The organism is Mycolicibacter minnesotensis, assembly GCF_010731755.1.
GTDB classification, from domain to species: Bacteria; Actinomycetota; Actinomycetes; order Mycobacteriales; family Mycobacteriaceae; genus Mycobacterium; species Mycobacterium minnesotense.
The window spans coordinates 641,984-656,621 of the sequence record NZ_AP022589.1 but is presented as its reverse complement, the minus strand read 5'-3'; the positions used below and the strand labels follow the sequence as shown (position 1 = coordinate 656,621).

General features: G+C 67.1%; 12 protein-coding genes and 1 pseudogene. 5 read left to right on the top strand and 8 right to left on the bottom strand.

The features are described 5' to 3' along the window. The first annotated feature begins 93 nt into the window (after positions 1 to 93). Entirely contained in the window at positions 94 to 1,353 is a 1,260-nt protein-coding gene (locus G6N09_RS03275; protein WP_083027580.1) for a fatty acid desaturase family protein, read from the top strand. A gap of 186 nt (positions 1,354 to 1,539) precedes the next feature. On the opposite strand, the gene G6N09_RS03270 is transcribed toward G6N09_RS03275, so the two are convergent. The 4 genes from G6N09_RS03270 to aroA form a co-directional block, all read right to left on the bottom strand. Beyond that, positions 1,540 to 2,772, bottom strand: coding sequence for a PPE family protein (locus G6N09_RS03270; RefSeq protein ID WP_083027579.1), 1,233 nt, complete (start codon positions 2,770 to 2,772; stop codon positions 1,540 to 1,542). A 10-nt stretch (positions 2,773 to 2,782) separates the two neighbouring features. Beyond that, positions 2,783 to 3,088, bottom strand: a complete 306-nt coding sequence (locus G6N09_RS03265) for a PE family protein (RefSeq protein ID WP_083027578.1) — start codon at positions 3,086 to 3,088, stop codon at positions 2,783 to 2,785. A gap of 266 nt (positions 3,089 to 3,354) precedes the next feature. Next, positions 3,355 to 4,344, bottom strand: coding sequence for a ribosome small subunit-dependent GTPase A (gene rsgA, locus G6N09_RS03260; RefSeq protein WP_083027577.1), 990 nt, complete (start codon positions 4,342 to 4,344; stop codon positions 3,355 to 3,357). Beyond that, positions 4,341 to 5,633, bottom strand: coding sequence for a 3-phosphoshikimate 1-carboxyvinyltransferase (gene aroA / locus G6N09_RS03255; RefSeq protein ID WP_083027576.1), 1,293 nt, complete (start codon positions 5,631 to 5,633; stop codon positions 4,341 to 4,343). The genes rsgA and aroA overlap by 4 nt, the downstream gene beginning before the upstream one ends. Positions 5,634 to 5,775: 142 nt before the next feature. Between aroA and G6N09_RS03250 the strand changes: the two genes are divergently transcribed. Then, the gene (locus tag G6N09_RS03250) at positions 5,776 to 7,359 is read left to right on the top strand and encodes a serine/threonine-protein kinase (protein WP_083027575.1); all 1,584 of its coding nucleotides are present in this window, start codon (positions 5,776 to 5,778) and stop codon (positions 7,357 to 7,359) included. Positions 7,360 to 7,537: 178 nt separating this feature from the next. After that, the gene (locus tag G6N09_RS03245) at positions 7,538 to 8,950 is read left to right on the top strand and encodes a PE-PPE domain-containing protein (RefSeq protein WP_163752641.1); all 1,413 of its coding nucleotides are present in this window, start codon (positions 7,538 to 7,540) and stop codon (positions 8,948 to 8,950) included. Between the two features lie 16 nt (positions 8,951 to 8,966). Here the strand turns inward: G6N09_RS03245 and G6N09_RS03240 are convergent, their stop codons facing one another. From G6N09_RS03240 to G6N09_RS03225, 4 genes and pseudogenes are all read right to left on the bottom strand, one after another. Beyond that, positions 8,967 to 10,193: a PPE family protein gene (locus tag G6N09_RS03240; RefSeq protein ID WP_083027573.1), complete on the bottom strand. Its 1,227-nt coding sequence runs from the start codon at positions 10,191 to 10,193 to the stop codon at positions 8,967 to 8,969. A gap of 13 nt (positions 10,194 to 10,206) precedes the next feature. After that, positions 10,207 to 11,412 (bottom strand): PPE family protein, encoded by a 1,206-nt coding sequence (locus G6N09_RS03235; RefSeq protein ID WP_083027572.1) that lies wholly within the window; start codon positions 11,410 to 11,412, stop codon positions 10,207 to 10,209. 9 nt (positions 11,413 to 11,421) lie between these two features. Beyond that, entirely contained in the window at positions 11,422 to 11,721 is a 300-nt protein-coding gene (locus G6N09_RS03230) for a PE family protein (protein WP_083027571.1), read from the bottom strand. Between the two features lie 221 nt (positions 11,722 to 11,942). Continuing rightward, positions 11,943 to 13,000 (bottom strand): annotated as a pseudogene (locus G6N09_RS03225) (LLM class flavin-dependent oxidoreductase). 91 nt (positions 13,001 to 13,091) lie between these two features. Here G6N09_RS03225 and G6N09_RS03220 point away from each other — a divergent pair. Next, a complete protein-coding gene (locus tag G6N09_RS03220) occupies positions 13,092 to 13,829 on the top strand; it encodes a class I SAM-dependent methyltransferase (RefSeq protein WP_083027569.1) in 738 nt (245 codons plus the stop codon). 4 nt (positions 13,830 to 13,833) lie between these two features. After that, positions 13,834 to 14,628, top strand: coding sequence for an SOS response-associated peptidase (locus G6N09_RS03215; protein ID WP_083027568.1), 795 nt, complete (start codon positions 13,834 to 13,836; stop codon positions 14,626 to 14,628). Positions 14,629 to 14,638: the final 10 nt, after the last annotated feature.

The window sequence follows — 14,638 nt, the reverse complement described above, 5'->3', positions numbered from 1 at the left end:
GATTACCCGCTGGTAACCTACGGATGCGTAGGTTACGATAGCGTAGGTGTATAGCGTACGTATGGACGATACGCGTTCACGAAAGGCGGTCTGATGGCGGTAACCGACGTCGAGGTGTTCGCTCACCTCAGTGACGCCGACGTGGCGAACCTTGCCGCAGAACTGGATGCCATCCGCCGGGACGTCGAAGCCGACCGCGGGGAGCGCGACGCCCGATACATCCATCGCACCATTGCCGCCCAACGGGCGCTCGAGGTCACCGGCCGGCTGCTGCTGGCGGCGGGAAATCGGCGCTGGGCGCGCTGGGCCGGTACCGCGACTCTGGGCGTGGCCAAGATCGTGGAGAACATGGAGATCGGCCACAACGTCATGCACGGTCAGTGGGACTGGATGAACGATCCCGAAATCCATTCCACCGGCTGGGAGTGGGACATGGCCGGCTACGCCAAGCATTGGCGCTTCACCCACAACTTCGCGCACCACAAGTACACCAACATTCTCGGCATGGACGACGATGTCGGTTACGGCCTGCTGCGCGTGACTCGCGATACGCCCTGGCAGCGCTTCAACCTTTTCAATCTGTTCTACAACGCCATGTTGGCGATCGGCTTCGAGTGGGGCGTCGGGTTGCAGCACTTGGAACTCGGCAAGATCTTCAAGGGCCGCAGTGACCGTCAGGAGAGCCTGGAGCGGGTCCGGGAGTTCGGCGGCAAAGCCGGCCGCCAGGTGCTCAAGGACTATGTCGCCTTTCCAGCCCTGACATCGCTGTCGCCAGGGGCCACGTTCGCCTCGACCGTGAAGGCCAACGCGATCGCCAATGTGATTCGCAACCTGTGGGCCAACGCGATCATCTTCTGCGGTCACTTCCCTGATGGCGCAGAGAAATTCACCAAGACGGACATGGTGGGTGAATCTCAGGGGCAGTGGTACCTGCGGCAACTGTTGGGCAGCGCGAACATCGACGCCGGGCCGGCGATGCGATTCTTCAGCGGCAGCCTGTCGCACCAGATCGAGCATCACCTCTTTCCCGACCTGCCGAGCAATCGCTACCCCGAGATCGCAGAGCGGGTTCGTGCAGTGTGTGAGCGCTACGACCTGCCCTACACCTCTGGACCGTTCCTGGTGCAGTACGGCAAGACCTGGCGCACGATCGCCAAGCTGTCGTTGCCGGATCGCTTTCTGCGCGATACCGCCGACGATGCGCCCGAGACCCGCAGCGAGAAGATGTTCGCCGAGCTGGGGTCCGATTTCACGCGGGTCGACCCGGCGACCGGCCGCCGTCGTGGCCTGAAGACGGCCATTTCGGCGGTCCGCGGGTGGCGTCGTGACAAGCGGATGGACCAGGCCGCCTGATCCACCGCCGTATTGCACGGCCGCGATAGGCGGCGGCCCCGCCCGGGCCGGGCATGACATTCCCCTGCGCAGCCAGGACGTGGCTATACGACTTGGCTTTACCCAGAAATGCTTATGCCGCGCCAGAGCGGATCATGGCGCGGCATATGCGAGGGAAACGGAGCGGTGAGACCAGGGGTTGCCCGGTCAGCCGCCGGCGGGTGGTCGGCCGACCATCATCGGCCGGAACCCGTAGCGGGGGGTGCCAAAGGCGCCGAACCCGCCGCGCCCGCCACCACCGGCGCCCGCCATCGGCATCCCGCCGAGCGCGCTGTGGCCGGCTTCGCCAGCGGCGGCCCCGGCAGAGCTGACATAGCTGGCCAGCTGTACCGGAGCGGAGTGAACGGCGGCAGCAGGTAGGGCCGCTGCCCAGGTCTGCGGCACCGAAAGCGGGCCGACCAGCGAGGCGTGCCCGACGGTTCCCGCGATTCCGGCACCCAGGCTCTTGGCGGCACCTTCGGCCGCCTTGGCGGCACCTTCGGCAACCTTCTCGACAGCTTTGGTCGCGGGGAGAAGTGAATGCGATAGACCGTCGATGTCTTTGAAGGCCGTGCTGAACAATCGAATAGGCGACACCATCCGGATGAACGCGTCGAACGGGCTGGACGCGCTCAGTGTGGCTGACCCGGTCAGGCCCCGCATCAAGTCGCCGTACATGCCGTTGAACGTGATGGTTGATCCGTTCCAGGTGATCGGGTTCAGCAGATCTTCGAGCAAACTCGTGGCACCTGGGCCGGCGAGGGCGCCCAGCTGGTTGGGCAGCGATGAGATCAAGGACGCCAGCGTGTCGGCGTCGGTCGCGGGCGCTGATCCGACGGCAGCGGCAACGGCAGCCTCCTGGGCTGCCACTCCGGCCGGGTTGACGGTGGGGGCCGGCGCCGTGAACGGCGTCACCTGCGACGCGGCCGCCGACTGTCCGGCGTAGCCATACATAGTGACGGCGTCTTGCATCCACATCTCGCCGTAGGCGGCTTCGGTGGCCGCGATCGCCGGAGTGTTCTGGCCCAAGACGTTGGTCGCCATCAACGACATCAGCGTCTCGCGGTTGGCCTCGACCACCGCCGGCGGAACCGTCGCGGCGAATGCCGCATCGTGAGCAGCGGCTGCAGCGCCCGCCTGCGCGGCGATCTGCTCCGCCTGCGCGGCCGACCGAGTGAGCCATTCCAGGTGCGGCTCGAACGACTTCGCCATTGCCGCTGCGGCCGGACCCTGCCACTCCGCGGTCAGGTCAGTCAGTACGGCCGTGTAACTGGCTGCGGTGGCGTAGATCTCGGCGCCGAGGGTTTCCCAGGCGCGGGAGGCTGCCCACAGGGGCGCCGAGCCGGCGCCGGAGTACATCAGGGCTGAGTTGATCTCAGGCGGCAACATGCCGAAGTCCATGGTGTCGGTCCTAGCTCACGGAGACCGCAGCCGCGTTGGCGGCCTCGGTGGCGTCGTAGGTACCGGCGCTGATGCTCAACACCGTCTCCAACATCTGCCGCAGGGCAGTGGCCCGAGCGCTGACCTGCTGGTAGAGGTCGGCGTGCGCCGCGAAGGCGGTAGCAGTCATGACGGACACCATGTCGGCGCCTGCAGGGGTGATCTGGGTCGTGGGGGTAGCCGCTGCTGCGTTTCCCGCCGCCATGTCCGAGGTTATGGCCTGCAGCTCGCGGGCACTGGCAGCCAAGACTTCCGGCTGCGCAATAACGGTTGACACGTCTCACTCCTCCTTGCCTGCAATGAGCTACAGGCATTTGCTAGGACATTTCCAGGACACTGCCAGCCTAGGTAGCGAATACGGGTCGGGACAGCTCACACACGATCTGTTCATCCCTGCGGAGCCAATGTTCATCGGCGGGCCAAAGTCGTAAATTCGATGACGCCTGGTGTTCACTTTGAGCCCCGGTCGTTCACCGTGTGCGAACCGCAGTCGCGGCATTTCGGCGGCCGATGAGGCCGTCCAAAGCGGTGGTGAAACCCGGATCAGCTCTCGCGTAGCACCGTAAGCAGCCGTCGTGCGGCTTCGACCCGGCCATGCGCAGCGCCGGTCAGGGCGTCCAGGGCGCATTCGGGATCTGCCGGCGGGCCGAGATGACCGCAGCCGCGTGGACAGTCGCCGATGGCCTCGGCAAGGTCGGAGAATGCCAGCAGGACATCGTCGGGCGCGATGTGGGCCAGGCCGAACGAACGGATCCCCGGGGTGTCGATCACCCACCCCGATTTCGCCAGCCGCAGCGCGACCGACTGCGTGGAGGTGTGCCGTCCCCGGCCGATATCGGTGACCCGGCCGACGGCGCGATCAGCCTCGGGGACAAGCCGATTCACTAAGGTCGACTTCCCGACACCGGAGTGGCCCAGCAGGACGGTGACCTGAGATTCCAACAGGGGTGCGACCGCATCCAGTGGGTCGTCACGGCCCGCGGTGACCACCGTGAGATCCAGGTCGGCGAACTGACCGGCGAACTGCTCGGGATCCGCCAGATCCGTCTTGGTCAGGCACAGAATCGGTGCCAGCCCCCCGGCGTAGGCGGCGATCAGCGCGCGTTCGACCAGGCCGGTGCGCGGCGGAGGGTCGGCGAGCGCCACCACCATCAGCAGCTGGTCGGCATTGGCGACCACCACGCGCTCGGTGGGATCGGTGTCATCGGCGGTGCGCCGCAACACGGTTCGTCGTGATCTGCGACGAACGATCCGGGCCAGAGTGTCTGGTCGACCGGAAAGGTCGCCCACCACATCGACACGGTCGCCGACCACGATCGGGGTGCGACCCAGCTCGCGGGCGCGCATTGCGGTGACCTGGAGATCGGCGGAGTCATCAGCGTTGTCCAACACGCATCCCCAGCGCCCGCGGTCCACGCTGACCACCATGGCCGACTGGGCGTCGTTGTGCTCGGGGCGGATTTTGGTGCGCGGCCGCGAGCCCCGCCCGGAGCGGACTTTGACGTCGGATTCGTCGTAGTCCTCCGGTTTCAAGCGTCGGCCCCCGCGTCCGCCAGCATGTCGGCCCACATTCGGGGGAACGCCGGGAGAGTCTTGGCGGTGGTCTCGATATCTTCGACTTCGACGTCGGGGACGCGCAGGCCGATGATCGCACCCGCGGTGGCCATCCGGTGGTCGGCGTAGGAGTGCCAGGTTCCACCGTGCAGTGGAGTCGCGGTGATCACCAGGCCGTCAGGGGTCTCCACGGCATCGCCCCCCAGACGTCTGATCTCGGTGGTCAGGGCCGCCAGTCGGTCGGTCTCGTGCCCGCGCAGGTGCGCGATACCGCTGAGCCGCGAAACCGAACCCGGCGTTGCCAGTGCTGCCAGGGCGGCCACCGTCGGGGTGAGCTCGCCGAGCGCCTGCAGATCCACGTCGAACCCACCGTAGGCGCCTTGGCCCTCGACCTGCAGGTAGGAATCGGTGTGGGTGATCCGGGCGCCGGTGGCACCGATGACTTCGATGATGGCTTCGCTGGGCTGCACGCCGACGGCCGGCCACCCGGCGATCCGCACGCGGCCTCCGGTGACCACCGCGGCCGCCAGGAATGGGGTGGCGTTGGACAGGTCCGGTTCGATCTCCCAATCGCGCGCCGTCGCCGTCGCAGGACTGACCCGCCAAAGGTTCGGGGAGCTGTCGTCGACCTCGATCCCGGCCTGGCGCAGCATCGCCACCGTCATCGCGATGTGCGGTGCGGAGGGCAAGCTGTCCCCGGTATGCACCACGGTCAACCCCTCGTCGAACGCCGCGGCGGCCAACAGCAGGCCGGAGACGAACTGCGACGACGCGGAGGCGTCGATGGCCACGGTGCCGCCGGCGACGGAGCCGGTGCCGCGGATCCCGAACGGGAGCCCGTCTCCGTCGACTTCGATGCCCAGGTGGCGCATCGCGTCCAGCAGGGGCGCGATGGGACGTGCCCGGGCCTGCTCGTCTCCGTCGAATGTCACCGTCACCGTGCCCAACGCGGCCAGCGGCGGGACGAAGCGCAGCACGGTGCCCGCCAGGCCGCAGTTCAGCCGGATGTTCGGCTCGGGGTCGATGCTGCCGCTGACGGTCACGTGGTGGGCTACCGCCTCGACCCGCAGGCCCAGGGCTCGCAGGGCGTCGAGCATCAGGTCGGTGTCGCGGCTGCGCAATGCGCCCGAGAGCGTGGAGACGCCACTGCCGCTGCCCGCGGCTAACGCGGCCAGCACCAGCGCCCGATTGGTCTGCGACTTTGAGCCGGGCACGGCCACCGTTGCATCGATGGGAGCGGTGGGTGTAGGTGCCGGCCAGGTTGTCACGGTTTCATCCTGCCAGCGTGGGGTTCCGGACGGCAGCCGGGCGGTTCAGCGAGCCTCGACGGAGGACGAGGTGAAGGGTTCTTTGCCGGCTGGCCGCCTGGTATCACCCCGCTGTTCACCCAGGTTCACTACTGTCGGCGGCATGGCTCTGGCGGCGGGCTCGATTTTCGCTGAGTACACCATCTTGAAACTGTTGGGTGCCGGCGGCATGGGCGAGGTGTACCTTGCGCAGCATCCCCGGCTGCCCCGCCGAGAGGCGCTGAAGATCCTGCGCCGCTCGTTGAGCGCCGATGACGACTATGAAGAGCGGTTTCGGCGCGAGGCCGAAGCCGCGGCGGTGCTGGTGCACCCCAATATCGTGCGAGTGCACGACCGTGGCGAGTACCGCGGCCGGCTGTGGCTCTCGATGGACTACATCGAAGGCGAGACTCTCGGCGAGCTGATCACCCGCAAATACCCGGCTGGGATGCCGGCCCATGTCGTCCTTCCGATCGTCAACAGCGTCGCCGATGCTTTGGATTACGCCCACGACCATGGCGTGGTGCACCGCGACGTCAAACCCAGCAACATCTTGGTGACCGAGGACGGCGATGAGGTCCTGACCGCGGTGCTGGCCGACTTCGGTATCGCCCGACAGCTGGGCGGACCCAGTGGCCTGACCGCGAGCAACCTGGCCATCGGCACCATCGCCTATGCCGCGCCCGAACAACTGATGGGCGCCGAAGGTCTGGAACGTGCCGACCAGTACGCCTTGGCGGCCACAACATTCCAGATGCTGACCGGAACGCCCCCGTATCACCACGAGAATCCGGTGACGGTGATCAGTCACCACCTCAACACTCCGCCGCCGTTGCTCAGCGAGCGGCGGCCCGAGCTCGAGCCGTTCGACGACGTGCTCGCCGCGGCGCTGGCCAAAGATCCCGCCGAGCGATTCCGGGATTGTTCGGATTTCGTTGCGGCACTGACCGAGCAGCTTGCTGATCCTGCCTCAGCCGACGACTCCGACTCCGCCAGGACGATGGCGCGAGGCATTGCGCGCGCCGCCGCACCACGCCCGGCGAGCAGGTGGGCGAAACTGGCCCGGCCGGCGGTTCTGGTGCCCCTGGGGTTGGCGGTAGTGGGATCGGTGGCGGCCTTGGTCCCGCGCCTGCTGGCCGAGGAGCCTGTCGAAACGGCGACGGGCGCCGCAGGGGCAGTGCCGGCGGCGACCGTGGCCCCATCGCCCAAGGCGCCTGCGTTTGACGGGACGTTCCGGGTCGACGCCAACCGGGCCGGGGAGAAGTACAACGGCGTGCCCAATCCAGAGCCGCCCAACGTCAGCACCTGGTGGGCGGTGAAGTCATCGTGCGACGCGGACCCCTGCACGGCGTCGGCCATGATGCTGGACGCCAAGGACCACCACAAGACTGTCAAGACGCCCTCGGGCGCCAATGAACTGATCTTCGAGTTCACCGGCGACGAATGGCGTTCTCGCCCGCAGACATTGCAGACACCCTGCGTCGGTGTCGACGGGCGGCAGGGTAGTCAGACCACCACGCAGGTGTTGTCGCTGGAGCCGACTATCCCGGGCGTTCTGCACGGGGCGATGTTGGCCACCGTAGAAAGCAACGAGTGCGGCCAGCGGGGTGCCCAGATCTGGGTTCCGGTGGTAGCCAGCCGGTTCAGCGAGGTACTCGCCGACCTCAAGCCGGCTGCCGACATCGCCAAACCGGCCAAGCCGGCCTGACCGCGGCCGCGCGGTAACCGCCCCGCTGATCGGGGTTGGGAAAAGTGCCTATGCGCTGCGGGTTCACCCTGTATCTATGTTATTTTTCAAGAAATTCATGGGTGCTCAACAGCTTTCAGGGAGTTGAGCGGCCCGTTGGAAGCCCGCCTCGCCGGGCTGAATGAAGGAGCCTCCGGCCATGCAACGCATACGTCGCGTGTACTCGGCCATCGCTGTCGTTCTGGTTGGCGCCGGGCCCGTGGCCGTCACGCAGGTGATGCCGGAGATCGACCCGCTGGGTGCGGTGCGGCACGCCGTAATCGCCACCGCGGCGCCCTCCCTCGGCGGCGGGACGGCCTTCATCATCGGTGGCAGCGGACTGGCCACGCCTGGCCCGACCTACGTCGATGCCGCCGTGTCGATGTACCTGGAGCCGCTCGGTTTCACCGGTACCACGCAGGTGCTCTCCATGCCCCAACAGCTCTACCCGTTCCTGGGCCCGTTCGGCGGGACTCTCGACGAATCGGTCGCGCAGGGCCAGCAGATCCTTTACGAGGCCATCATGGCCGAGTATCAGAACGGAGATCTGAGCGCGGAGAACCCCGCCGTGGTCTTCGGATGGTCGCAGGGCGCCATCATCGAGTCGATGGTGCAATACCAGCTCGCAGAAGCTGGGGTGCCCAGCGACTACGTGCATTTCGTGATGATCGGTGACGTCAGCGCGCCCAACGGTGGCATGCTCTCGCGCTTCAACCTGCCCGAACTCGGGCCGGTGAGCCTGCCGAGTCTGGGGCTGACGTTCAGTGGAGCGGGACCGTCTGACCTATACCCGACCGAGGTCTACAACCGGGAATACGACGGCTTCGCCGACTTCCCGCAATACCCGATCAACTTCCTGTCGGTCCTCAACGCGATCTTCGGCATCGCCTTTCAGCACACCACCTACCTGGGGCTGACGGACGACCAGATCGCCAATGCGATCTTGCTGCCGACGGCATCGGCGGATTCAGTCACCGATTACTACATGATTCCGACCGAGGGGTTGCCGCTGCTGTACCCGCTGTTGTTCTTCGGGAGCGGGGGGCAGGCACTCTACGATCTGTTCGAACCGGTGATGCGCATCCTGGTGAACCTGGGCTACGGCAGCATCGAGCATGGCTGGAGCCAAGGCCCCGCCGACATCGCCACTCCCTTGGGTTTCCTGCCAGATTCGGCCACCCTCGCCGCTCTCATACAAGAACTTCCGCAGGCCCTGGGAGACGCCTGGCAGCAAGGCGTCTCCGACTTCGTCGACGAGATCTTCAACCCGACGACCACTCCGCCGGCTTTCTTCGCCGAGATGGAGGGATTCATCAACGCCATCTCTGACTCCGAGACGGCGGAGTTCTTCTCGTATTTCCCTACGCTGGAGGACCTTTTCGGCGCCTTCCCGCCCCATACCGGCATTCCGATCGTGGATGTCGGCACCGCGTTGTTGTTCAATCTGCCCCAGGTCAACTACGAGGTCTTCACGGCCGAGTTGGCCGACGGCAATCTCCTGGACGCGTTCGGCACCACCTTGGCGCTCAACATGGGGATTCTGCCGTTGGCTCTGCTGGGTGCCGTGATCTGAGCAGACCCGCCCACCCTTACCCCGCGCTGGGCGGCCGATTCATCACCCGGTGGCGGTACCCGTATCGGGGAACGAACCGAAACCCGGTGGGCCCGCCGTTGGCGGCGGCACTGGCACCGGGAAGCCCTGCCAAACCGGCCAACCCCGCCATCTGACCGCGGGGCATCATGCCGGCCTCGGCAGCCGCCACCCGGCTCGAAACCAGCGTCGCGGCAGCCTGATTGGCCGATGTGGGGGCCATCGGCCAGCTGTGCGGCACCGACAGGGCGCCGACCTGCAGCCCGCGGCCCACGCCGACTGACGGTGTGGCAGCACCGAAACCCGGGGTGTGGGTGGCCGCAGTTCCGGCCTTTGCGACCTCGGCCACCTGGGTCAGATCGGTCAGCAGCGCTCGGACATCGGCCACCGCCTGACCGGAGACCTCCTCGCCGTTGATCAGCTGTCCGGCCATGTCCAATAGTCGGAAAGCTCCCAGGTTGGAATTCTCGAGGCTGGTGAACGTCGTCAGCGGAGGAACTATCTGCTGCAGGAAAGCCGTCCACGGCGACACGGTGGCAGGCGGGGTAGTGGTGGCATCTGCCGCCGTCGTGGCGGCAGCCACGCCGGGCTGCGCGAGTGACTGCAAAGTGTTCAGCGTGTGCGCTGACGCCTGCGTGGCCGTGGAGTTGCCGACTGCCTGCGCGGTCGCGGTGGCCTGACCCACCTGTGCAGCCGGATTGGTGGTCTGTGGCGGCGAGGTGAAATCCGGCAACTGTGCCGCTGCCGCCGAACCCGCGACGTAGGCGTACATCGCCGCAGCGTCCTGCGCCCACATCGATGCGTAGTGGGCTTCGGTAGCCGCGATGGCCGGAGTGTTCTGGCCGAAGAAATTGGTGGCGACCAACATCATCAGCTGCGCGCGGTTTGCCAGGACCGCCTGGGGTGGCACCGTCATCGCGTACGCGGCTTCGAAGGCGGCCGCGGCGGCTTTGGCCTGCACGGCGGCCTGCTCGGCCTGCGCGGCGGTCATCTTGAACCAGGCGGTGAAGGGTGACGCCGCCGCGGCCATGGCGATGGCCGATGGCCCACGCCACGGACCGCTGGTCAGGTCGGCGATAGTCATGTCCACTGCGGCCGCAGTCATGCTCAACTGCTGGGACAGCACATCCCAGGCACCTGCTGCTGCCAAGATCGGACCGGAGCCTGCTCCCGCGTACATGCGCGCGGAATTGATCTCCGGAGGCAGCGCCCCGTAGTCGATCATCGTTGTCTTGGTGCTATCCGCCGAAGGGGCGTCGAGGCATCACGGTCAGGGCGGTTCCGTAACGGGGTCCACCGAACCCCCGGAAGCCCGCGCCTGCGGCACCGGCGGCCGGGATACCCGGCATACCCGGCATGCCCGTCGGCGGTGCGATCGGAGCGCCGCCGAGAATGCCACCCGCAGAAGGCAGTGCCGCCGCTGCTGCCGGCCCCACCGGGACCCAGGAGCCGCCGGAGACCGGGCCGATCGCGGACGCCGCGGCCAGCGGCGGCACCCAGCTCGCCGGAACCGAGAGACCGCCGATCGCACCGGCGGCACCCGAGGCGGCGCTCGCCGCGCCGGCGGCAGCGCCACTCGCCGCAGAGGCCGCGGCCGGAGCCGCTTTCGCGGCTTCTTTCGCGCCGTCGGCGAACAGCTTCTGCACCCCGAGCACACCGCTGACACCACGCCAGACGGCGCAGATGTTGTTGGACTGCAGGTTCGAGTTGCTCACCACCTGGCTCAGCAGCTGGTTAGACAGGTTGTAGTTCGGGTCGGCCAGGACGTCACTGGCGCCATAAGGAGTGCCGTCGGCCGCCTTGGGCCACAGTGAGTTCAGCAGGTCCTGCAACGTGTTCGACGCCGTGGGCGTTTGGGTTGCCGTAGCGCTGCCGGTCGCCGCCGCGACCGCATTGGCATTTGCGGCGTCGCCGGTGGGGTTGGTCGGGTTGGGGGGTGAAGTGAACTCGGTCAGCTGGGTCGCGGCGGCGGACTGGGCGTGGTAGCCGTACATCGCCAGCGTGTCCTGTGCCCACATCTCGCTGTGTTCGGTCTCGGTGGCCGCGATCGACGGGGTGTTCTGCCCGAGGATGTTGGTGGCCACCAGCTCCTGCAGGAGTTCGCGGTTCGCGGTGACCGCAACCGGCGGCACGGTCTGGGCGTGCGCTGTCTCATAGGCCGCCGCGGCCGTCCGGCCTTGTGTGGCGGCCTGCTCGGCCTGCGCCGCGGTGAGCTCCATCCAGTTCACATACGGCGCCGCCGCCGCTGCCATCGACGCCGAAGCCGCCCCGAGCCATTCCTCGGAGGTCAGCCGGTTGATGACTGCGCGGTACTCGGCCGCAGCGGATTTCAATTCCGCGGCCAGCGAGCTCCACGCCGATGCGGCCACGACCAGCGGCTCCGAGCCGGGCCCGGAGTAGATCATGGTTGAGGTCACCTCGGGGGGCAACGACAAGTAGTCCATCTCGCAGCCCTAACCGGTCGCTGCCGCGTTGGCAGCTTCGGTGGCGGCGTAGGCGCTGGCTCCGCTGCCCAGGGTGTGCACGAACATCTCGTGGACGGCCATCGCCTGCGCGCTCACGGCTTGATAGGCCTGGGCGTGGGCGGCGAACTGAGCGGCGGTCAGGGCAGAAACCTCGTCGGCGGCGGCGGGCACCACACCCGTGGTGGGTGCCGCCGCCGCGGCACTGTGTGCGGCCATCGACGAACCGATGGTCTGCAGGTTGGCGACGGCGGCCAGCAACGCTTCGGGCTGCGTTGTGACGAATGACATGACGGCTCCTCGCGAAGTCTTCTCAACTGTCGCGATCGCTGCGTTGCGGATCGCGAGCGCCGTTGGGCGCGTCACCGACGCTATGTGCTCCAAAGCCCGCTAACGCAGTCGGAAAACGGACTGTACGGAGACTCCCAGCGCTCGTTCATTGACTGTTGGCAAGACGCCTGATTTGTTCACCGAGCGGCCCCCTGGGGTTGGTTGCCGACACCTGCCGTTCACTATTGGCGAGCTGCCTCAGCCAGGAGTTGCAGGGTGGATTCGCGTCCGGGTGCGCCCGCCGGATCGGTGCCCAGGCGCGCTGAGGCGACCGGGTTGAGCATCAACTCGTCGACGCCGAATCGGTGGCCCAATTCCTGCAGCTGTGCGAGAGCCTGATCCGGCGTGCCGACCACGGCACGTTCGAGTTCACCTTGTGCGATGCGCTGCTGCTGCGGCGTGAGAGCGACTCGCTCAGCGTCCTCGACGAGTGTCAGCGGTCCCGGGGGATGCCCGGTCCCGGCTCGGGACTGCAGATGCAGGTGAGGAAGGATCAAAGCCGTTGCTTCCTGGTGCGTTTCGGCAACGACGATGTTCACAGTGAGGAACGCGGCAGGCTCGGCGGCAAGTTCGCTCGGCACGAACCGCGATCGGTAGCAGTCCAGGGCCTCGCCGGTCTGTTCGCCGAACAGGTGATGTCCGAATACGTAGGGCAAGCCCTTTTCTGCGGCCAGCCGGGCCGAGTCGATCGAGGAGCCCAGCATGAACACCTGCGGTCTGGTCAACGCGTGCGGCGTCGCCCTCAGGACGTAGCGGCCGTCTGCGAGCTGCACCGACACGCCGGCGGTGCCCAGCAGCGCAATCACGTCGGAGAGATTGTCGGGAAATGCGTCGAGCGCGTGGTTGCCGAGATCACCGCGACCGGCGCGCAACACCGTCGACGCCACCGGGTCGGCGCCGGGAGCGCGTCCGACACCCAGGTCGATACGGCCAGGGTGGGCGGCCTCAAGCAGGGCGAACTGCTCGGCCACTGCTAAGGGGGCATGGTTGGGCAACATCACCCCGCCCGAACCCACTCGCATCCGCGAGGTGGCGGCGGCGATCATCGCGATCAGCACGGCCGGGCTGGTCGCGGCTACCTGGTCGCGGCTACCGAGGGGACATTGTGGTGCTCGGCGACCCAGTAGCGGGAATAGCCGAGATCGTCGGCGATCCTGGCGAGTCGCAGCGTGGCCGCCAGTGCGTCCGGGGTGGACTGGTCGCTGCGAACCGGCGTGAGATCCAGGACGGAGAGGCGCACAGCGGCGATCTTGCCACTCCGCGGGCGTTGTCGGCTTTCGTACACCGCGCGTTCCGATTTCGTTAACCAGACTGCCGCACAGTGGTGGGCGATGAACAGTCACACAGGGCTTGAGGGCGCACCCGTTGCCAGTCCTCCCGAGCCGTGGGATATCGGCCGTCCGCAGCCCGCGGTGCAGCAACTGGTGGCCTACGGCGCGCTGCGTGGCGAGGTTCTCGATCCGGGAACCGGCGCGGGACACCACGCGATTCACTATGCGGCCCATGGTTATTCAACAACAGGGCTGGACCATTCCCCGGCTGCAATCGCACTTGCGCAACGCAACGCCGCCCAGGCCGGTGTCAGCGTGGACTTCCAAGTGGCCGATGCGGTCGATCTCGTCGGATTCCAGGGCCGGTTCGACACCGTCGTCGACAGCGCCTTCTACCACCTGTTCCAGGATGACGAGGAGACCCAGCTGCGCTACGCGCGCAATCTGCACCGGGCGACGAAACCCCAGGCTCGACTGTTTCTGTTCGAAGCGGGGCGCCACAACGTCAACGGCTGGCAATTGGACGGAATGTCGCCCGAGCGTTTCGGTCCGCTGCTGGAATCTGCAGGGTGGCGCATCGATCACGTCGGGACCACGACCTTCCAGGGCACATTCGACCCCAACGCCTTCACCGAGATGGTCGCGGTGATGGAGGCGATGGGTCGTGAGGACTTGTTGGCTGGGGTTCGCGCACTGGCCCAGCGGTTCGCCTATCTGCAACCACTGCTCGAAGACAACCTGGTGCATATGCCCTTTTGGGCGGTGGCCGCCACCCGGATCGACGAGCTGTCACCATGAAGGTATGTGCGGTCGTTTCGCGATAACCACCGATCCGGCTCTGCTGGCCACGAGTATCGACGCGATCAACGAGATTCCCGCCGCCGCTGACTCCGGCCCGAACTACAACGTGGCGCCTACCGACGGAATCGTGACCGTCATCAGCCGGCATTCCGAGCCGGGGCCGCCGCATACGCCCACCGACCAGCCCACCCGGCGCCTGCGGCTGATGCGCTGGGGACTTCTCCCGGCGTGGACGAAACCAGGCCCCGGTGGTGCGCCGGCGGCCGGCGGCCCCTTGCTGATCAATGCTCGTGCAGACAAGGTCACCACGTCGCCGGCTTACCGCGCCTCCGCGGAGCGGCGACGGTGCCTGGTGCCGATGGACGGCTACTACGAATGGCGCCCAGACCCGCTTGAGCCCGGTGATCCGGCGGGGGCCAGGGCCAAGTCTCGGGTCCGCAAGACCCCGTTCTACATCCACGGGGACGGTGCGATGCTGTTCGCGGCCGGTCTGTGGTCGGCCTGGCGGCCTGATCGGCTCTCCGCCCCGGTGCTCAGCGTCGCGATCATCACCACCGAGGCTGTCGGTGAGCTTGCCGAGATACACGACCGGATGCCGTTGCTGTTGCCCGAAAACCGATGGGACAGCTGGCTAGATCCCGACTCCGTGATCGACACCACGCTGCTGGCCCGCCCGCCCGACGTGACCGGCATCGCGCTGCGCGAGGTGTCGACTCTGGTGAACAGCGTGCGCAATAACTCTCCCGAGCTGATCGCGCCGGCCCTGCCGGAGCCCCGGCAGGGCTATCTGCTCTAGCGGCCGTGCC